General features: G+C 37.2%; 6 protein-coding genes and 1 pseudogene. All 7 read left to right on the top strand.

The window, feature by feature from the left end:
• Nucleotides 1-5: 5 nt before the first annotated feature.
• The 7 genes and pseudogenes from AC3WVA_RS26890 (at nt 6) to AC3WVA_RS26860 (ending at nt 23,357) form a co-directional block, all read left to right on the top strand.
• Complete coding sequence (locus tag AC3WVA_RS26890; RefSeq protein WP_492322332.1) at nt 6-7,628, top strand: amino acid adenylation domain-containing protein; 7,623 nt, start codon at nt 6-8, stop codon at nt 7,626-7,628.
• Between the two features lie 43 nt (nt 7,629-7,671).
• Nucleotides 7,672-18,126, top strand: coding sequence for an amino acid adenylation domain-containing protein (locus AC3WVA_RS26885; RefSeq protein ID WP_492322331.1), 10,455 nt, complete (start codon nt 7,672-7,674; stop codon nt 18,124-18,126).
• Nucleotides 18,127-18,193: 67 nt separating this feature from the next.
• Nucleotides 18,194-20,047: a ribosomal protection-like ABC-F family protein gene (abc-f, locus tag AC3WVA_RS26880; protein WP_167519274.1), complete on the top strand. Its 1,854-nt coding sequence runs from the start codon at nt 18,194-18,196 to the stop codon at nt 20,045-20,047.
• A gap of 97 nt (nt 20,048-20,144) precedes the next feature.
• Nucleotides 20,145-20,873, top strand: coding sequence for a thioesterase II family protein (locus tag AC3WVA_RS26875; protein ID WP_098880626.1), 729 nt, complete (start codon nt 20,145-20,147; stop codon nt 20,871-20,873).
• 168 nt (nt 20,874-21,041) lie between these two features.
• Entirely contained in the window at nt 21,042-21,749 is a 708-nt protein-coding gene (locus tag AC3WVA_RS26870; RefSeq protein WP_341014120.1) for a 4'-phosphopantetheinyl transferase family protein, read from the top strand.
• Nucleotides 21,750-22,488: 739 nt separating this feature from the next.
• Nucleotides 22,489-23,106 (top strand): annotated as a pseudogene (locus AC3WVA_RS26865) (thermonuclease family protein).
• Nucleotides 23,107-23,156: 50 nt separating this feature from the next.
• Nucleotides 23,157-23,357 carry a hypothetical protein gene (locus tag AC3WVA_RS26860; RefSeq protein WP_087985472.1) on the top strand — a complete coding sequence of 67 codons (201 nt, stop codon included), beginning with the start codon at nt 23,157-23,159 and terminating at the stop codon, nt 23,355-23,357.
• Nucleotides 23,358-23,388 lie beyond the last annotated feature (31 nt).

Below are 23,388 nucleotides of genomic sequence, written 5' to 3'. Positions count from 1 at the left end.
TGTAGATGAGTCGTTATTTTCCATTAAGTAATGGACAGCTGGGCATTTGGTATGTTGAAAAAATGTATCCTAATACAAGTATTTCAAACAACGGGGCTCTTATACAATTGGCTACAGAGCAGCCCCTTCGTTATAATCTAATTTCTATTGCTATAAATGAGTATATAAAACGAACAGACAATATCCGTTTACGTATGATTTCTAGAAAAGAAGGCGAACCAGTTCAGTATGTAGCTGAATATATAGAAAAGGAAATAGAAATTATCGAGTTAAAAGATGCAGGCACTGAAAGTGTAAAAGAGGCTGCTCTTGCCCACTTTCAGCAACCTTTACCACTAGAGGACGAGGATCTTTTTGATTTTAAAGTGTTTAAAGAAAGCAGGCATCAGTGCTTTCTTTATATAAATATTCACCATATTATTTCGGATGCTGTGTCTGTCATGAGTTGCATAGAGACCATTATTTCCATTTACACTGATTTAGCTAGTGGTGCGGTCATCGATATGGTGAAAAGTCCATCGTTTATCGAGCAAATTGAAGCGGAGCAGACATACGAGAAAAGCTCGCGTTTTGAAAAGGATCGTCTTTATTGGGAACAGATTTTCCAAAGTAGGCCAGAATTAACATCTCTTAAGCCTAGCAACGATTATTGCAGCAGTGCGAAAGCGATACGGCTATCTAAAGCAGTTCCGAAATCTCTTGCGGATAAGTTGAAAGAATATTCGACTAAGAATCATATTAGTTTATTTAATTTGTTCTTGTCAGGCGTTTTCTTGTATATATCCAAAAAGAGTCAGAAAAAGGATGTTGTAATCGGTACAATGTTTTCCAACCGGACAACGCTTCGTGAAAAGGAACTGTTTGGCATGCTTGTTAGCACTGTTCCTTTTCGCGTAGAGGTTGATCCAACTCTCACTTTTTCTTCATTCGCAAGAAATTTAAATCAGCAGCAGATTAGAACAATGAGGCATCAAAAATATCCATATAATCGTATTTTAAATGATTGGCGAAAAAAGCACAGCACGCATGATTATTTGTATACAACTTCCTTGCAATATTTGGAGGTTGATTTCCCTAAGACAGATGGAATTAGATATAATGTTGATTTTTTATATAACGGTTATGAAATCAACGATCTTGCCTTTCATATTGTAAAAAATGAGGAAGACATTGCATTTGAAATCGACTATAGAGTTGATTTATTTGAAGAGACAGAGATCCGTGACATGTTTAATAGAATAATGCTTTTGCTTTCTAAAGCATTATCGGCTCCACAGCAGCAAATTGGAGATTTAGATTTATTAACAGTTACTGATCAATCCTTATATTTTAGGGAGAAAATGGAAATAGTCTGTCATGAACCGGAGGAATACTTCCAACAAATTTTTCAAAGAATTGCAAAAAAAACACCTGAAAAGATAGCAGTTGTTTGCGAGGAACGCACACTGACATATAAGGAACTGGATGAGCGGTCAAATCAGCTTGCACGACTCCTTCGGCAAAAGGGCATAACACGAGAAAAAACAGTTGCTATTCTTACTAATCGTACAGAAGATATGATCGTTGGATCGATAGCGGTGATGAAAGCAGGTGGAGCTTATGTCCCAATTGATGCCGAATTTCCAGAGCAAAGAATCCAATTTATTTTAAAAGACAGTAGTTCTATGATTTTGCTGACGGATCAAGTAAATAGAGTAGAACAAGATGCTTCTATTGAATGCATCTACTTTCAAGATGAAGCAATTCAGCAGCAGCCGATAGCGTCTATTGAAAGCCTGACGAAGCCTGAAGATTTATGCTATATCATCTATACGTCTGGAACAACTGGCACGCCAAAGGGTGTTATGATTGAACATCGGAATTATCTAAATATGTGGAGGGCCTATAACGAAGCATACGGTTTTCAAGAAATGAAGCCTTGTATCTTACAGATGGCCAGCTTTTCGTTTGATGTGTTTGCTGGGGATATGGCAAGAGCTTTATTGAATCAAGGAACCCTTGTCATTTGTTCGTCAGAAGCAAAGCGTGATTTAGTACGTATTCAAAAGCTGATTAAGACCCATCAGATTACAATGCTGGAATCAACACCAGCTTTAATTGTTCCTCTTCTAGATGATATGTATGAAAAAGGGATTAAGCATACTTCTCTTGAATTGGTTGTGCTGGGTGCTGATTCTTGTTTGAAAGAAGACTATGAACGTCTCTTAGAACGTTATGGTGAGAGTATACGAATTTTTAACACGTATGGTGTCACTGAAGCGACAATTGAATCGAGCATTTATTGTTCTGAGCAGGCATTTGCAGATTATGAGGGCATTACGCCAATCGGTAAACCGTTATCAAATATGTCAATGTACATATTTAGTGAAAACATGGAGCTTCTTCCACCTCATTATATAGGGGAGTTATACATTGGTGGAAAAGGCATCGCCAGAGGCTATTTGAACAATGCAGAGCTGACAGAGGAAAAATTTATCTTAAATCCTTATGATCCCTCTGAAAGACTGTATAAGACAGGGGATCAAGCAAAAATGCTGCCTGATGGAAATATTCAGTTTCTTGGGCGCAATGACTTTCAAGTCAAAATTAGAGGGCATCGAATTGAAATTGGAGAGATTGAGGCAAAAATGATTCAGCACTCTTTGGTGAGGAGAGCGGTTGTAAAGACTGTTAAACCTAACTCCCATCAAACCGTATTGGCTGCTTACTTTGAATCAGATGAAGTAGATATCACAAATCAAATAAAAGCCTTTTTATTTAGAGAGCTGCCGGACTATATGGTCCCGACATATTTTATTCAATTAGACCGATTGCCTTTAACTGAAAACCACAAAGTCAATCGGAGAGAGCTGCCAGAGCCTGAAGTCTTTTTCAAGGAAAAGGAAGAAACAGGTTTGTTTCATAAAGCAGTTGAGGCGAAATTAGCCGAAATTTGGAAGGAAGCGCTAAAGGTAGACGATTTACATGCAACTTCTGATTTTATCCAGCTAGGTTTTCATTCATTGCAAGCATTAAAACTTTTGAATGAGATTGAGAAAGAGTTCGGGATTCGACTGACACTGGGGGATATTTTTTCTAATACACTTTTGTTTGCAATGGCAGATGTCATTGAAGAAAAAATGAAGATAGGCAATTTTGAACAGCTGTTACCTGCTAAGAAGAGTGATTCTTATCCTGTGACAGCTGCGCAAGAAGGGGTATACACAAGATCATTAATTACAGATGCTAATCTATTTAACATACCTTGTGTGTTCAAAATAGATGGTCCACTTGACGCGGGTGCGTTTATAGATGCAATGCAAAAGTTAGTCAATCGACATGAATCGCTTAGAACCTCTTTTATAAAAGAAGATGGCGTCATTAAGCAGAAAGTTCATACAAACGTTTCCGTGCATGTAGATTATGATGTATACAATGAATCTGAAATAGAGGAGATTATTCGCGCTTCGCCGCAGTCGTTTTCATTGGACAAGCCTCCCTTGATGCAGGCACGGTTGATTAGAATACAATCTCTTCAAAAACATGTTTTATTATTAGACTTTCATCACATTATTTTCGATGGTATGTCTCTCCAATTATTTATGGAAGAATTGGCATTGATATATCAGGGGAAAACTTTGCCGCAATTGGATCTTGGGTACAAAGATTACGCTGTATGGGAGAAGCGCCAATTAGAAGCAGAGCGGTTTTCTGCACACCGAGATTTTTGGAGGGACATTCTTGCTGACCATACGGAACAGCTCAATTTACCTGTTGATTTCCCAAGACCAGATGTGCAATCTTTTGATGGAAAAACATTTGAATTTGAATTGAATATAAATCTACTAAACAAACTAAAAGATTATTCTATGAAGCACGGCCTTACGCTTTATATGAGTCTCTTATCAGTATATTTTGTTTTGTTATCAAAATACACGGGTCAAGATGACTTGATTGTTGGTACGCCTATATCAGGACGCATTCATTCAAATATAGAAAGGATTACTGGATTATTTGTCAACACTCTTCCTATTAGGAAGGTAGTTGGCGGAACAGTTAGTTTCGCTCAATTTTGCCAAGAAGTCAAATGCGATATGCTTGGTATGCTGAATCATCAGCAATACCCTATTGATGAACTAGCTAAGCAACTGAAACTCAATCGTGATCCAAGTAGAAATCCTATTTATCAGACTGTATTTGCTCTACAAGATGTCAAAGAGAGTTATGAGCTGTCTGAAGGTGTCAAAATGTCTATTGTCGATACAGACTATAACACTTCTAAAGTTGATATAACATTAGAGGCTGCAGTTCTTAATGATTGCCTTGGGTGCCGGTTTGAATATAGTACAAGTTTATTCAGAAAAGAAACTATCGAACAGATGGCAAAACATTTTGAACATCTTATCGAGAAGATGGTGGCCGATCCACATCAAATAATCAGTGAAATCGGGTTGATTTCCCAGGAGGAAAAAGGGCTATTGGACGGTATGAATGATACTTTTGTACCGATGCCTTCCTACCAATCTATCTCGGCTCAATTTGAAAAGCAGGCTGAGATGCGTCCGGAGGAAACAGCGGCTGTCTTTAGAGGAAGTTCCCTCTCCTACGGAGAATTGAATAGCCGTGCCAATCAGCTAGCACATGCCCTCATTCAACAAGGTGTTGGAACGGATATGTTGGTAGGCATTATGGTTCGCCCATCATTTGATCTACTCATCGGGATGCTGGGAATTTTAAAGGCGGGAGGAGCCTATGTACCGATTGACCCTCAATATCCAGATAGCCGTATTGAGTACATGCTGAAAGACAGCGCTGTCCCTCTTTTGCTTACACAGTCGGTGCTGAAAGAGAGAACAGAATCATACTCAGGCAAAGTGATTTATTTGGATGAGGGGATGGAAGGAGAGTGTACAACGAATCCACCTTCAGTGGCAGAAGGACATCATCTAGCTTATATGATTTATACTTCTGGATCAACTGGGGAGCCGAAAGGCGTATTGATTGAACAGCACAGTGTACTGAATTTATGGCAATGGTTTGAAAGGACGTATCATGTGGCTCCCGGAGATGCTATTCTCCATATGACCAATTCTGCCTTTGATGTTAGTGTGGAGGAAACGTTGATTCCGCTCATGTCGGGAGCTGTTGTCGTTATTGCGGAAAAACAAGTGGTGTTCCAAAAGGAAACGCTAATTGACTTCTTGAATGAGCACAAAGTCCGCATTGCTCAATTTGTTCCGGCAACCTTACGTGCACTATTAGCTGGACAAACGAAAAAAGCTAAGAATTTAGAAGTGGTCATCTGTGGTGGAGAAAAGTTGGATCCTCAATTGGCTAACCAAATTATATCGCAAGGGTACCGTCTATATAATCATTATGGTCCAACAGAAGCGACGGTCGATACACTCGTATGGTCCTGTCCACCGGATAGAGGGGTAATTAAATTGGGAGCGCCCATTGACAATACAAAAGTCTATGTGCTTGATAAAGAAGGAAATCCTGTACCATCAGGCATTCCTGGTGAACTGTATATTGGAGGTGCAGGTATTGCAAGGGGCTATTTAAACCGTCCAGATCAGACAGATAACGCTTTTGTACCCGATCCGTTCGAACAGAACGGGCGCCTCTATAAAACAGGTGACCTTGTCAAATGGCATAGGGATCAGACAATCGAATATCTTGGCAGACTGGACAAACAGGTCAAAATTCGAGGTATGAGGATAGAACCGGGTGAAATTACAGCGAAGCTGGTGGAGTTGGATGAGATCGAGAATGGCTATGTGCTAGCTCATCATGATGAGGAAGGACAAGTAAATCTATGTGCGTATATCGTGTGGAAGAAAGAGAGTGAGCCGGAGAAAATAAGACGAAAGCTGGCGCAAACTCTACCAGAATATATGATTCCTATGCATTTCATGACAATAGATGAGTTGCCTTTAACACCAAATGGAAAAGTGAATGAACAGTTGCTTCCAATACCTGAAAAAGAAACAGAAACAGAAGAAGCATATGTGCCGCCTTGTACAGAGATTGAAAAGTTGCTCACTGACATTTGGCAGGAGGTGCTTGGTATAGAACGTGTTAGCATAAAAGGAAGCTTTTTTGACTATGGAGGAGATTCGATCAAAGCCATTCAAATTTCTTCTCAATTAAGAAAGTATCGATTGAAACTTGAAACAAAGTATTTATTTACACATGCAACAATTCAAGAAGTGGCTAACTATATCGAGCCTTTAAAGAAACAAATTGATCAACAGCAGATATCTGGGGAAGTTTTACTTTCTCCTATACAAAATTGGTTTTTTTCAAAAAAATTTGTTAATCCGCACCACTATAACCAGGCTGAGACACTCTACAAAGCAGAAGGATTTGATCCTGAAGCGGTTGAATTGGCGTTGGACAAACTCATGGAGCACCATGATTTACTAAGAGCTGTTTTTGTAAAGAATCGGCAACAGATGGTTCAAATCAACCGAAAAGCGTATACAGCTGATTTTTATACATTGGAAGTGATGAACCTTAGAAATAAAAATAACTGGCGAGAGCTTGCAGAAAACCATATTGATAGTATTCAAGGTGAGCTCAATATAGAAAATGGACCTCTTATCAAAGCAAGTATCTTTCAAACCAATAAAGGGGACCACCTTGTTATAGTTGTACACCATCTCATCATAGACGGTGTTTCTTGGGGGATTCTGCTTGAGGATCTAGAAACAGCTTACGAACAAGCTGTTTCTGGAGAAAAAATACAATTACCTGAGAAGACGACTTCTTATAAAGAATGGACAACAGAATTGTGGAATTACGCCAAAGAGGAAGTAGTAAATGAAAAAGCTTATTGGGAAGATGTTGAAAACAGGCTGGTAGTACCTTCTTCTTTAGCCGTACGTCAATCAATCAATCAAAAGAGATGGTACAGCAAACAGCTTGTTCGGCAACTTAACAAAGAAAAAACGGATTTGCTTTTAAAACAGGCACATCGTGCATATAACACAGAAATAAATGAAATTCTGTTGGCGGCTTTTGCGTTGGCTATGAATGAACAATTTGGAATAGAAGAACTACCACTTGATTTAGAAGGTCATGGAAGAGAGACGTTTTCGGAAGATGTCGACGTTTCAAGAACGATTGGGTGGTTTACGTCTGTATTTCCAGTTGTACTAGAGGCGGGAAGAGAAGAAAAACTAGGAGCCGCAATAAAATCGGTTAAAGACCTGCTTCGCCGTATTCCTCAAAAGGGAATGGGATATGGATTGCTTTATTGTAAGGAACTGCAAACTATTGAAGAAAGACCGTCTCCTCCAGTGAGTTTTAACTATTTGGGTCAGTTTGAGTTGCATGAAAATGAGGACCGATCTTTGCACTTAGGTAATTCAAACAGCTTGGAAAATGAAAGAACGCACATGCTTGATTTGAATCTTGCAGTCATAAATGGCGTGTTAGAAATCAATTTGGAATATCATGAGCGTGAGTTTGATAGAAATGAAATCGAACAACTTTTGAATGCTTACACGGAAACACTTGAAAAAATAGTCGATCATTGTATAGAGAAGGAAGATGACGGAGAAAAAACGTTAAGTGATTTTGATGATCAACGATTGACAGACGAAGAACTGGATCATATTTATGAGCTGCTTGAAGACATGTAGAGAGAGGACATCCTCTCTCTATGATTGAAAAAGGAGTGGAAAAATGAAAAATAAACAAAATTTCCAAAACATTTACCCGCTATCGCCTATGCAAGAAGGTATGTTGTTTCATCATTTAAGCGATAAAGATCAAGATTTTCAAGCGTACTGTGTCCAATCGGCTCTGAAAATTTCCGGCACGTTTAATTTTGACATTGCAGAAAATAGCTTAAATATTCTTGTAAGGCGCCATGATTTGTTACGAACAGTTTTTATTCATTCTAAGCTAAGCCGTCCTCGACAAGTTGTATTCAAAAATAGAGAGATGTTCATCCAAATGCATGATTATACTCATTTACAAGGAATTCATAAAGAGCAAGCTATCGAAAAGTTCTTGGCATCTGATTTAAAGGAAGGGTTTGATTTGGTAACTGGCCCTCTATTTCGGGTACAGGTACTGAGATTAAGCGAGCTTGAGCATATACTTGTTTTTACGAATCATCATATTATTTTGGATGGCTGGTGCTCTAGAGCGGTGTTAGAGGAATTCTTTGAGATATATGCTACGTTATTGCACCAGGAGCCGGTGAGAGAGAAGAAATCATTTTCTTTTAGTAAATATATTCAATGGATTGAAAATCAGGATAAAGATAAGGCTCATGCCTACTGGAGGGAATATTTAAAAGGACTTGAGACAAATACAGAAATGCCGAGATTCTACAAGAAGGCAACAAAAAAAGGCTTTCAAAAAGGGGAGTTTTATCAAAAAATAAATGATGACTTGCTTCAAGGTCTTGAGCGGCTATCAAAGCAATATAAAGTCACTGTCCATACTATATGTCAGACAGCTTGGGCTTTTTTGCTCAGTCATTACAACCAATCGAAAGATGTTGTATTTGGATCAGTTGTATCTGGAAGACCACCTGAATTAGAAGGCATTGAGCATGCTGTGGGATTATTTATCAATACCATTCCAGTCAGAATAAAGATGGAGCCTGAAATGTCTTTTGCACAGCTCCTACAGAATGTACAAGAATCAAACTTGGAGTCTGAGCGCTATTCATATTGCTCTCTGGCTGAACTTCAGAAAATGACAGAATTTAAGACAGATCTGTTCAGTCATTTGCTTGTTTTTCAGAATTATCCGTCTAATGATACTTCAACAGAAGCAGACGAAGAACTTTTTGGTTTTCGCATAGAAGAATTCCACGATACTGAGCAAACAAATTATGATTTTCATTTAACTATTGCTCCGAAGGAACAATACATCATTTTTCATTTTAATCGAAACGTATATGAAAATGATGAAATCCGTAATATAAGCAGACGATTTATCCGTATATTAGAACAGATTATTGAGGCACCTGATATGAGGATGTGTGAAATAGAGCTAATTGATGAAAAAGAAAAAAGACTTATAACTGAAACATTTCAAACGTCTAATTACAATAAGGTTGAAGACTATCTCACCCTTCATGAGCGCTTTGAACAGCAGGCCGCTTGGTTTCCTAATAAAACAGCAGTTTCATTTAATGGAGAATCGCTTACATATGAAACACTAAACAGTCGCGCTAACGAGCTTGCTAAAAAGCTTCGAGGACTTGGAGTACAAGCAAATGACTTAGTAGGTGTTATGCTGGAACGCTCTCACTCATTTATCATAGGCATTCTTGGTATTTTAAAAGCAGGAGCAGCATATGTCCCAATTGATCCAAATTATCCGCTGGAACGAATAGATTATATGATTCAAGATTCGAGAATATCCATTCTTATTACGGATCAAAAAAAGCATATGGATATATTTCCTTCTATTATTTATACAGGAAAAGTACTGATTATAGATGACATGTATAGCGGTGACTATTGTGAAAATCTTCCTTCTATATCCACTGTACAAGACCTTGCCTATGTCATTTATACATCAGGATCGACAGGAAAGCCAAAAGGAATTCTCACCAAACATGAAAATGTAATGAGGGTGGCTGTAAATACGAATTATGTAGATGTGACAAATGAGGATCGTATTCTACAATTATCTAACCCATCTTTTGATGGCTCGGTATTTGATATTTTCGCAGCATTATTGAACGGAGCAGAGTTAATCCTTATTGACCCAAATATCATTCTGTCACCAAGAGAACTTTCTACATTCTTAGTAGAACAAAAGATTACGACCATGTTTTTAACTACTGCTTTATTCAATGCAATCATAGCTGAAAATCCAGCAGCTTTTAATGGACTTCATAACGTTTTGTTCGGCGGTGAAAAGGTAACGGTTTCTTTTGTCGAGCAAGCCTTAAAGGAATCTGGATCTAACAAATTCATTCATGTGTATGGGCCGACGGAAAGCACTGTTTTTGCCGCTTTTTATCAGATTCAATCTATTGATAAAAGATTAGGGACTATTCCAATTGGAAAGCCGCTCAATGATACAGAGCTCATAATTTTAAACCAATATGGGCAACTTCAAGCAATCGGGCTGCCTGGTGAACTATGCATAGCTGGAAAAGCTCTTGCCAAAGGATATCTGAATCGGCCTGATTTAACCGACGAGAAGTTTGTCACACATCCGTTTAAAGAACAGGAGAGAATGTATAAAACTGGTGATTTGGTAAGATGGCTTCCTGATGGAGCTATTGAATTTATAGGACGAATTGATCGTCAGGTGAAAATCCGAGGTTTCCGTATTGAACCAGAAGAAGTAGCGGCCGAATTATTACTCGTCCCCAACATAAAAAAATCGTATGTTATGGAAAGAAAAAGCGAGCGGGATGAAACATATTTATGCGCTTATTATGTGTCTGATACCAAGAAAGAATCAAAGGAGATAAGGGACGCTTTGGCTCAACAGCTACCTGATTACATGCTGCCTTCCTTTTTCATTCCATTAAACGACCTTCCAATCACCCCGAACGGAAAAACCAATGAAAAAGAACTGCCAGCTCCTGAACTTATGTTAGAACAAGAGGAGGAATATATTGCACCTAGAACAGCCGTAGAAAAAAAACTAGCAGAATTGTGGGAGCAGATTTTAGGGGTAACTCCTGTTAGTATTAGTACCCATTTCTTTGAAGTGGGAGGTCATTCACTCAAAGCGGTTTCTCTGATAGCGGCCATTGAGAGGGAGTTATCGGTTAAATTGTCGATTAAAAAGATTTTTGAACATCCTTATTTAGAGGAAATGGCGATAATGATTGAACAAGAAAAAAATAGGGAAGTGCTTGGTATTCTCCCAGCTGCACCTCAGGACCATTATCCAGCTTCTGCAAATCAACAACGGATATATGCAGTCAGTCATTTACCGGGTGGGGAGCAGAGCTATAATATGCCGTTCCTTTTAAAGGCTCCTCATACTTTACACATTGAGCGTGTTCAGAACACACTTAATATGCTTGTTGAGCGCCACGAAAGTCTAAGAACATCCTTTGATATGGTTGGGGATGAGCTGGTACAGCGAATCCACTCTTCTGCCAATGTAGAAGTGATGAGAGAAAAAGTATGTGAAGGCGAGCTGGACAAGCTTATGTCTAAATTGGTAAAACCATTCGATCTTCATCAGGCTCCGCTGTTAAGAGCGGGAATTTTTGAGTATCAAGGAGATCACCTGCTGTTTATTGATATGCATCACATCATATCAGATGGTCAATCAATTGAGATTTTTATACGGGAATTCATTGAATTGTATAAACACAATCAGCCACTACCTCCTCTTGCGCTCCAATATAAGGATTATGCTGTTTGGGAAAAGCAGAATGAGATGGATGCGGATGTTTCCTATTGGGAGCAGCAGTTTAAGGATGATATTCCAGTTTTGACATTGCCTTTTGATGAGAAGCAGACGAGTAGAACACAGCCAGAGGGTGGTTTTTATATCAGAACGCTTAATCAAGAAATAACAAATCAATTGAAAAAGTATGCTCTGCAACAGAATCAAACTCTCTTTTCACTATTATTGGGAATGTATCAGCTTTTGCTCTCTAAATATACAGGACAGAAAGATGTAGTAGTCGGTACTCCTTCTGCTGGGAGAAATCATGCAATTTTTGATAAAACTGTTGGGATGTTTGTCAAAACATTACCTATTAGGACTCATTTACAGTCTGCACAGCCAGTAAATGAATTTTTCTCAAAAGTACAGGAGCATTGTTTTACAGCCTTCGAATGTGATATGGATCCTGTAGAATGGATTATGAATCGAACTAGTATGACACGGAAGACAAATGGTACTCCTCTTATTCAAACTATGTTTTCGTTTCATCATGAGCAGGAAGAAATTGCTGCACAATGGGAGATACAAAACGTTTTCAATCCCAATGTACAATTTGATCTATCATTGGATGTGTTTGAACACAGTTCCCATTTAGACATCTATTTTGAATATAGTACAAGTTTATTCAGAAAAGAGACTATTGAACAGATGGCCCAAAATTTTGAATATCTTATTCAGACGGTGTTGGCCGATCCACATCAATTGATTGGCGAAATCGGGTTGCTTTCCCAGGAGGAACAAGCGCTATTGGCCAGCATGAATGATACCTTTGTACCGATGCCTTCCTACCAATCTATCTCGGCTCAATTTGAAAAGCAGGCTGAGGTGCGTCCGGAGGAAACAGCGGCTGTTTTTAGAGGAAGATCCCTCTCCTACGGAGAATTGAACAGCCGTGCCAATCAGCTAGCACATGCCCTCATTCAACAAGGTGTTGGAACGGATATGTTGGTAGGCATCATGGTTCGCCCATCATTTGATCTACTCATCGGGATGCTGGGAATTTTAAAGGCGGGGGGAGCTTATGTGCCAATTGACCCTCAATATCCAGATAGCCGTATTGAATATATGCTGAAAGACAGCGCTGTCCCTCTTTTGCTTACACAGTCGGTGCTGAAAGAAAGAACAGAATCATACTCAGGCAAAGTGATTTATTTGGATGAGGGGATGGAAGTAGAGCGTACAACGAATCCACCTTCAGTGGCAAAAGGGCATCATCTAGCCTATATGATTTATACCTCTGGATCAACTGGGGAGCCAAAAGGCGTCTTGATTGAACAGCACAGTGTACTGAATTTATGGCAATGGTTTGAAAGGACGTATCATGTGGCTCCTGGAGATGCCATTCTCCATATGACCAATTCTGCCTTTGATGTTAGTGTGGAGGAAACGTTGATTCCGCTCATGTCAGGAGCTGTTGTTGTTATTGCGGAAGAACAAGTAGTGTTCCAAAAGGAAACGCTAATCGATTTCTTGAATGAGCACAAAGTCCGCATTGCACAATTCGTTCCGGCAACCTTACGTACACTTTTAGCTGGACAAACGAAAAAAGCTAAGAATTTAGAAGTGGTCATCTGTGGTGGAGAAAAGTTGGATCCTCAATTGGCTAACCAAATTACATCGCAAGGGTACCATTTATACAATCATTATGGTCCAACAGAAGCGACGGTAGATACACTTGTATGGTCCTGTCCACCGGACAGAGGGATAATTAAATTGGGAGCGCCCATTGACAATACAAAAGTCTATGTTCTTGATGAAGATGGAAATCCCGTACCATCAGGCATTCCTGGTGAACTGTATATTGGTGGTGCAGGTATTGCAAGGGGCTATTTGAACCGGCCAGATCAGACGGATCGTGCTTTTGTACCCGATCCGTTCGAACAAAACGAGCGCCTCTATAAAACAGGTGACCTTGTTAAATGGCACTGCGATCAGACAATCGAATATCTTGGCAGACTGGACAAACAGGTCAAAATCCGGGGTATGAGGATTGAGCCGGGTGAAATTACAGCGAAGTTGGTGGAGTTGGATGAGATCGAGAATGGCTATGTGGTGGCTCATCATGATGAGGAAGGACAAGTAAATCTATGTGCGTATATCGTGTGGAAGAAAGAGAGTGAACCGGAGAAAATAAGACGAAATCTGGCCCAAACTCTACCAGAATATATGATTCCTATGCATTTCATGACAATAGATGAGTTGCCTTTAACGCCAAACGGAAAAGTAAATGAACAGCTGCTTCCAATACCTGAAAAAGAAACAGAGAAAGCATATGTACCGCCTTGCACAGAGACTGAAAAGACGCTCGTTTCCATTTGGCAGGAGGTACTGGAGACAAGTCTAATTGGGAGAAATAGCCACTTCATTAAAGCTGGTGGCCATTCCTTAAAAGCTATAGATTTGATGAACAAAATCAGAAAGCAACTATTTACAACAATTTCTTTACAGGATATTTTTGAATATCCCCTCTTAAAAGAGCTTGCTAATAAAATTGACAAAACGGGCCAAGCAAAAAGAGAAATCATATCAGTGGCTAAAGAGGCCGAAGAGTATCCGATGACCTCTGCACAAAAACGCATTTATGCAGTTAGTCATTTAATAGGCGCTGACACAACCTATAATATGCCTATTGTTCTAAAAGTGCCATTTAAGCTAGAAAAACAAAAGACAGAAAAAGTGATTAAAAGAATAATAGAACGTCATGATAGTTTACGAACCTCTTTCCAGGTGAAAAATGGTGAAGCAGTACAGATAGTTCATGCAAACTCTGATTTAAATATAGAAGAAGAAATACTGAATGCAGATGAGGTGCCTTCACGGATTTCTACGTGGACTAAGCCTTTTAATTTGAAAAAAGCACCTCTCATGAGAGTAAAAATAGCGAAGGTAGACAATGGAGAGCATTTGCTGTTTTTGGATATACATCACATAATTTGCGATGGTGTATCAATAGATATATTACTAAATGAATTTTCCTCGCTGTATATTGATGAAAAAACCGAACTTCCTGTTGTACAGGTGCAATATAAGGACTATGCAGTATGGAAACAAAAACAAGATTACAGCCAGTCGAATAATCATTGGGAATCTATTCTGGAGGGTCAGCTACCTGTTTTGAATCTACCGACTGACTTTAGCAGGCCAAAGGTTCAACAGTTTGAAGGAGATTATATATCGATTTCAATTGATCGAGAAATGGGACGTGGTCTTCTAGAGAAGCTGCAAGAGCAGGAAATGACACCTTATGTTTTGTTCCTGGGATTGTATCAGATACTTCTTCATCGATATTCAGGTCAGACTGACATTCTAACAGGAACCCCGGTTTCAGGGAGAGGTCAAATGGGCCTAGAAAATACGATAGGTCTATTAATGAATACACTGCCCATTAGAACAGTTACAACACCACAGATGTCTATAGCTAGCTTTTTAGAGCAGGTGAAAAATCAGGTATATAGTATGATGAAATATGCTGATTATCCACTCGATGAATTTATTGAACGTAAACAGATTAAAAGAAATCTTAATCGGAATTTATTATTTGACACAGTCTTTTCGTTTCATACAGAAGAGGAAGTTTCTTTATGGACACCGCTTCAAACAGATCAAAAGACAGCAAAATTTGATTTGACATTTGAGGTCACTCAGTTAAACGGCGAATTTCACATCAATATTGAATACAGTACAAACCTATTCCGTGTAGAGAACATTGATAGGATGGCTAGACACTACGTGGAGCTCATTAAACAATATCTGACGGGAACGGAACAGTACTTGTATGAAATTGATTTTCGTTTAGATGAAGAAAAGCAATTAATTAAGCGTGTAAATGATACTGCTTATCCATTGTTGGTTGATCAGACGGTGTGCACCATGATGAAATTATGGGCTGAACATCACCCAGATAGCGTAGCAGCGGTGCATCAGGATAATATTTTAACCTATAAGGAATTAAACGAAAAGGCTGATGCAATTGCTGATTGGCTTGTGCAGCAAGGGATCAAAAAAGGTGAGATGATTGGAATTATGACAACTCCATCATTCAATATGCTGGCAGGAATTTTTGGTATTTTACAGGCTGGAGCAGTTTATGTACCTATAGACCCAGCGTATCCTAAAAAACGGATCGACTATATCTTGAAAGATAGTGAAGTTGCCTTCTTGCTGACCGAATCTGAGTATAAGAGTTTGCTAACAGGGTTTGAACAGGAAGTGGTTTTTTTGGATGTCCATCATTTTGAGAAAAATGGAATGTCCAATTCTATAACAGTACAAGGGCATGATGTAGCTTATATGATTTACACTTCCGGCTCTACAGGAAATCCAAAAGGTGTCATGATTGAGCATCGTTCATTAATGAATTTGGTTCAATGGCATCAAAGGAGATTCCAATTAACAGAGGCCGATCGTTGTTTGAAATTTGCTGGCTTTGGATTTGATGCCTCTGTATGGGAAATATTCCCTTGTCTATCTTATGGGGCATCTCTTTACATCGTCGATGCTCATGTACGGCAGGACATATATCAGCTAAATGATTTTATTGAACGTCACCAAGTTACGATTGCATTTATGCCTACGGCCTATTACGAACAATTTTCTTATTTGACAAACAGCTCACTTCGCATCCTTTTAACTGGCGGTGAAGCGTTGAAAACCTGTAAATCCCATTCTTATAAACTTGTCAATAATTATGGACCAACAGAAAATACAGTCGTTTCCACAAGTAGTGTAATTGACAGCGATTCTAACATAACTATTGGAATGCCAATTGATAATTGCCGGGTATACATTGTCAATGATCAATTTCAAGAGCAACCAATAGGAGTAACGGGAGAAATTTGTCTTGCAGGAGCTGGCCTAGCAAAAGGGTACTGGAATCGTCGTGAAGAGACGAAAGAACGTTTCATACATCATCCGGTTACAAAAGAACGTTTATATAGAACCGGAGATTATGGGAGATGGACATCAGATGGAAAAATTGAATACATTGGAAGAGCGGATGAGCAAATCAACATACGTGGATATCGAGTCGAATTGCAGGAAATTATCCATGCTATAAAAATGTTACCGGGCATAAAGGATGTCTATCTTTTACAAAATAATATGGGTACGACAGCTGCAAGATTAATTGCCTACATTATATGTGATCAGCCATTTTTCGTTGACGAAATAAAAAACCAGCTTTCAGAAAGGCTTCCAGATTATATGGTTCCTTCACAATTTATAAAGCTTGACTACTTTCCTTTAACTGAAAACGGAAAGGTAGATAAAATAGCACTGCCAAAACCGATACAAGCAAAAAATGATGCAGAGCAGCAAATAGAGCCTAGAACGAAACTTGAAACCGAAATGAGAGAGATCTGGGGAGAAGTTCTAAATATACCTTCTACTTCTATAGGGATTCATGATGATTTCTTTGAACTTGGCGGAAATTCTATCAATATTTTAAAGATTCTTGCCTTAACGATGGATAAGGACTGGGATATATCGATTCAAGACTTTTTTGACGGAAAAACGATAGCTGCTATCTGTGATCAAACGGAAAGAGAAGAAAACCAAATCGATGATAGTGTATATGTCCGTCCAGCAGAGCTTTGTTTGATTGATGATAAAAGGTTGCATAGCAAAAGTGGCGTATTTTTGACCGGGGCAACAGGATTTTTAGGCATTCATTTGCTGGAAAGGTTACTACGTACAACACAGGGGCATATTTTCTGCTTAGTAAGGGGAAATAAGCAATATACAGCAGAAGAATGGCTCAAACAAGTCTTTTTACAATACTTTCCGAAGGGTGTTGACTTGATAGAACAAGCATCAGACAGATTAAGTATTGTTGCCGGAGATTTAACAAAAGAACGATTCGGCTTAACCTATGACATGTACGAAGATATTAAAAAACGGACAGAGCATATTTTCCATGCCGCGGCTAAAACGGACCACTTTGGACAGTTTAACGAATTCAAAGAGTTCAATATAAATGGTACAAAAAGAATATTGGAATTTGCAGGCGACAATAAAAAACTTCATTATATTTCGACTATGAGTGTAGCAGGTCATGTCGCAAAAGGTGAAGAGGAAAGAGTTTTTACTGAAGAAGACTTTTTCATTGAGCAGGAGATAGATGACAATGTTTATGTGAAAAGTAAATTTTTAGCTGAGCATGAAGTCATGCAGGCCGTTGCTCGTAAAGAGGTGAATGCAACTATTTATCGCATAGGATTGATTACAGGGCGACACGTAGATGGATGCGTACAATTGAATTTGAGGAAGAATGCATTCGCAAATACACTTGAAACTATCTATCATCTAGGAGCTGTTTCAGAGGAAATTGTTGGCCAGTTATTAGATGTTTCACCAGTGGATTTATGTAGTGAAGCAATTTTAAAACTTGCCTCCTCTTATAGTAATAAGCCTGTTTTTCATATTTATAATCCGTATAAAATTAATATACAGAAAATGTTTAATTTAGGAGGATTTGAAATAAATAAGGTGCCAGATCATGAGTATGAATTGCTAGTAGAATCCTATGCTAATGAAAAAAACTATCAAAAGATTTTAGGATTTACTTATTATATTGTGAAGGAGAATGAGGCGTATCGTGCCGTAGTAAAAAGTAAATGTGATGTAACAGTTCACTATTTAAAACAATGCGGTTTTGAATGGCCAGAGCCTTCAGTTGATTATATAAAGAAACTATTTTCAATGATGAGGAAAAAAGGATATTTTTTAGAAATGCATATAAAAAACATTTAATAGGATAGGTATTACCCTCACTTTTCTTATGAAAGGTGGGGGGATTGTTTTAAGGGGGAACGATAAAATGCTTATGTTAAAAGCAGAAGGGTGTAAAGCTACTAGAAATGAAAAGGTGATTTTTGAAAACGTTCATTTAGATATAGAAGAAAAGCAGAGAGTAGCTATTATTGGCAGTAATGGTGTTGGTAAAACGACATTGCTTAAAGCACTATTTGGTAAGGTGCAATTAGAAAAGGGAAAAATTATGAGAAGGTATCCTGCAGATGCTTGGGGATGGGTTGAACAGATGGAGGAACTAGCGGATGTGACTCTTTATGAATATGTTAGTTTGGTTCGTCCTGAGCTGGCAACTTATCAAAAGAAGATTGATGAGCTTCAAAAAAAGATGTCGATTGTAACAAAAGAGGAGCTAGAAGGCTTGATGGAGGAATACACGACATTTTATGAGCGTTTTATGGCAATGGATGGTTTTCAATTTCAAACGGAAATTGAAAAGCACCTGAGTCAATTACAGTTGCCTCCAGCAAGCTGGTACATGCCTTATAGTCAATTAAGTGGTGGAGAAAAAACTAGGGCGCAATTAGCTAGGACGATGCTCAAAAATCCAAAATTTTTAATTTTAGATGAACCAACCAATCATTTGGACAAAGATGCAATTGAATGGCTTACGAATTGGATTAAAGCTAGTGATACAACCGTATTGTTCGTTTCTCATGATAGACATTTTATTGATCAGGTGGCTGATGTAACGTATGAGTTGACAGCAGGAGGAACAAAAAAGTACAAAGGTGGTTATTCAGCATATAAAAAACAGAAGGATCATGAAATATTAACTCATCAGAAACTTTACGCCAAACAGGAACAAAAAAAGAAAGAGTTATTAGAGTCAATTAACCGTTATAAGCAATGGTTCCAGCAAGCCCAAAAATCATCTGGAAAAGATGATTCTGCTGCGCAAAAAAATAATTTCTCATCGAGGGCAACGAAAAGCGCCTCACGATTTAAGGCGCTTGAAAAAGCATTAGATCGCCTTGAGAAAAATAAAATAGAAAAGTACAAAGAAGCAGATCGAGTGAAGCTTGATTTTCATGAAACAGATTTTGGAGCCTCACGTCTTTTGCAAATACGTCAAATGAAATTTGGATATGATGGTATTCCTCTTTTTAAGGATTTTAACTTAGATGTGAAACGCTCCGAGAGATTAGCTGTAATTGGGCCAAATGGTTCTGGGAAAACTACTCTACTTCAGCTTATTTTAGGACGGAAGCAGCCGGAAGAAGGAATGGTACAGCTTCATCCTAGATGTAAAGTTGGTTATTTTTCACAAGAGCTTAGTGATCTGGACGGAAGCGATACAATATTGGATCATATTATGAAAATCCCTAATTTAACTCAGACAGAGGCAAGGACAATTCTCGGCTGTTTTCTTTTTAAAAGAGATAATGTGCTCAAAAGAATATCTCATTTAAGCATGGGTGAAAAATGTAGGGTCGCCTTTGTAAAATTATATTTCTCCGGCGCTGACTTACTCATTCTCGATGAACCGAATAATTATTTAGATATTGAGACGAGAGAGACGATTGAAGAGGCGCTTCAAGAATTTCCAGGTACGATAATTGCTGTTTCACATGACAAATATTTTTTGAGAAAAATTGCAGATAGAATACTAGATTTAGGAAGCACAAGCAAAAGAGTATTTGAAGGCTCTTATTCTGATTATGAGCGGGATAAACAAAATAAAGAATTAAAATTAACAGTAGAAATGCAAAATGAACTTTTCTATTTGGAAATCAAGAGGCAGAATTACTTGGCAGATAGTCCTGTAAATGAAGAAGAGCAAGAGGAGCTTTTAGCAAAAATTTACGAAATTAACCAAAAAATAGACAAAATTAAAAAGCAGGCTTATAAGCAATTTTAAGTTATGTACATGCCTATTTCAGGTATAAAGTTTTCAAATAAATTAATGTTGATAAATCTAATATATTTAAAGATAAATGATAATAGGAGAATGAAATATGGTTTCAAAAATTAAGCTTTTTTGTTTTCATCATGCAGGTGGATCTTCGTCAGCCTACTACAATTGGAAGGATTATTTAAACAAGGGTATCGAGATTATCCCTATTGAATTAGCTGGAAGAGGGAAACGTTTAAAGGAGCCCGTATATACAAGTATGGAAGAAGCAGTATTAGATATTTACGATTTGATGAAACCTAATTTAGATGGTTCTCCATTTGCGATGTTTGGCCATAGTATGGGAGCTTTATTAGTATATGAAATGATTCAGAAAATCCATGATGTCAAAGGAATAAGTCCAATACATGCATTTTTCTCTGGGCGACTACCTGTTCATACTATAGATCAGCAAAAGCGTTACACTTTACCAGATCAAGAACTAAAGAAATACATAGTAGACTTAGGAGGAATTCCATTAGAATTACAATCTTATGATGAAATATTAGATATGTTTCTCCCGATTATTAGAGCAGACTTTAAACTAGTTGAAACTTATGAGCTTAAAGAAAAAATAAGTCCTTTTACATTTAATATTTCTATTCTATACGGTTACGATGATAAGCTAGTAGATAATCAAAGATTGATAGAGTGGGCTGATTATACTAGTAAACAATGCTATTTTTATGGGTATCAGGGAGGGCACTTTTTTATTAATGATTTTACAGAAGAAGTTGTTAAAGTAATAAATAAAACATTAAGTTCATCCGATTTTCAAAGTGAAATATTATAAATGAGACTTTAATATTTCTATGTTTTTTTAGGGGAATTCATTAGAAAAAAACCAACAAGGGAATGATTTCCCTTGTTTCTTCTCCAATTTTTTTCGTAGTTTTACACGTTGGTATTCGCACATCTATTAAAGAAACTTAAAAGGTTTATAAAAGGAGGTGGAGTTTAAATGATAGAAGTATATATTGTAAGAATTCCTAATAAAATAGAAACTAGATTATTTAAACAATTACTAGGTTATGTTTCTAATGAAAAACGAAAAAAGATTGAAAATTTCCACAGGGAAGAAGATAGTTATAGGGGGCTTATTGCGGACCTTCTTGTTCGAAGTTTGATTATGCGAAAATATAGTATTTCAAATGAAGAAATTGAATTCAAAAATAATCTTTATGGAAAGCCGTATTTACATAATTTTTCTAATTTCGAATTTAATGTTTCTCATTCGGGTAATTGGGTTGTTTGTGCTGTAGATAAATTTTCAATTGGTATAGATGTTGAATGGATAAGGCCAATTGAATTTGATATAGCAAAAGGCTTTTTTGCAGAGGCAGAATATAATGATTTGCTTTCTATAAATCCACTAAGGAAACTAGATTATTTTTATGAGCTTTGGACTATAAAGGAAAGTTATGTAAAAGCTTTGGGAGAAGGATTAACAATTCCTCTGAATTCCTTTTTAGTTAAAAAAAATGATTTTAAACAAATTGAAATAATAAAAAACAATAAAAAAATCCCATATTTTGTTAGACAATATGATATTGATGTTCAGTATAAGTTATCAGTATGCGCTATGCATAATAATTTTTCTGTTAATCCTCAACATGTTAATTTTTTTAGTATAGTAAAAGAAATACTCGGTAAAGAGGTATTATTTTAGTAGCAGGTCATCAATTGGATTAACAAATTGTATATATGAATGTAAGTATCAAACCATCCTCAACTACAATCGTTTTATAATGAAAATAACGAATATTTTAAAATTATTAATTTGTATATAAAATTAATAAGATTTATGATATGATGAAAGTATCAAAATACTTCTAAATCTATCTTGCAAAAGGACACACCTACGCATACATATGCCATTGGTGTGTCCTTTTTTTCGTTTTCTATAAGTTTCTGAAAAAAGAGCGGGAATGGGAATTGTTTATAAATAACATATCAACAATATATGTATCTTTTGGGAATGTGGAGTTGCAGAATAAGGGATGTGAGTATCAACATGCGCCAAATGTAAAAAGCAATCATTCAGGGGTCCGTATAAAGAACATCTAAAAGAGTGGGTTCGATTTTGTCTATGTTGTGATTATAAGGAAATGAATCCAGCAAATATCCTCTTTTTATATTAGATATAGAAATAGGTTTTTAAAGGAGTAATTAATGAAAACATCAACAACTTATATTAATTAGCTGTATTTTTTGAACTAGGTTCGTACTTCTTTATTCTTATATTTATCATTGGCTTTATGGCGCATTTTATCATGGGGAAATCACGTCATGCTAAAGTGCAATTATTTGTTTTTCTGTGTCTATTATTCCTACATTTTATCTTATGGCATTATGGTCTTTAGAGTGATAGTGTACTTTACAAGCTAGAATTAGCAGGATAATACATTATGAAGTCTTGGATTAAGGTTATTTGTATTACATCATTCTTTTTCAAATCACTACATGCAGTTCGACACAAATAAATGATTCAAAGCCGGACGGAATCCTACACAAAGGAATACAACAGCACGCAGAAGGGAAAGGTATTGTTGACATTTCAGAAACTTAAAGGCTTAAAAATAGTTAAAGGAAAGGTAGTTAAAGGATGGAGATACGATAGACGAGCTTTTAAATAGGCAGAACTAGACTGTAAGATTGCTCTTATTGGATACCCGGAATCTGTATCTCAAAATAATTCCACCACAAAAGATAGGAAAAGAAGCATCCTTATTTCTAAAGAAACAATTATATGGAAAAAGTGTAACATTGGTCTATGATCGTGGACCAAAAGAGGACAAGTATAGTAGGAAATTGGCATATGTATTTTGTGAAGGGATACATATCAACGAATTAATGGTCAAATCAGGATATGGTACTGTAGCTTACATTTCAAAACCTAACACTGTACTGTTTCCACAAATGCTGGAAAGCAAAAAAGAAGCAAAGGCATCAAAGATTGGTGTGTGGAGCATAAAAGGTATGTGGATGAAGATAAGCATCATTATAACCATAATGATGTGGCCTAGCACCCTAATCTATGCAATATAGATATTCGTACAAAATGGAGGTTTTTTGAATGAATGAAAACAAAAGAAATATGCTCTTATCATTTATTATTTCAATTTTATTTATTTTCGCGAGTCTATTACCTTTTAGTAGTAATGAATATGTGTATGTTATCTTCAAAATTGGTGCTGCAGCTGGCGTAATAAATATCGTTATGATGAGCGTCTTCTTGTATTTTCAAATCAAAAAAACGGGACATTTATTAAATTAGTAAAGTGAGATTTAATAGTTTTCCATACCTT

The organism is Bacillus sp. EB106-04-02-XG92, assembly GCF_058791995.1.
The sequence above is the reverse complement of the archived record's forward strand: the minus strand, read 5'-3'. Positions and strand labels throughout refer to the sequence as shown.

Coding starts and splice junctions, on each gene's coding strand:
- AC3WVA_RS26890 (WP_492322332.1), top strand. CDS start 6: ATGAGTCGTTATTTTCCATTAAGTAATGGACAGCTGGGCATTTGGTAT.
- AC3WVA_RS26885 (WP_492322331.1), top strand. CDS start 7,672: ATGAAAAATAAACAAAATTTCCAAAACATTTACCCGCTATCGCCTATG.
- abc-f (WP_167519274.1), top strand. CDS start 18,194: ATGCTTATGTTAAAAGCAGAAGGGTGTAAAGCTACTAGAAATGAAAAG.
- AC3WVA_RS26875 (WP_098880626.1), top strand. CDS start 20,145: ATGGTTTCAAAAATTAAGCTTTTTTGTTTTCATCATGCAGGTGGATCT.
- AC3WVA_RS26870 (WP_341014120.1), top strand. CDS start 21,042: ATGATAGAAGTATATATTGTAAGAATTCCTAATAAAATAGAAACTAGA.
- AC3WVA_RS26860 (WP_087985472.1), top strand. CDS start 23,157: ATGAATGAAAACAAAAGAAATATGCTCTTATCATTTATTATTTCAATT.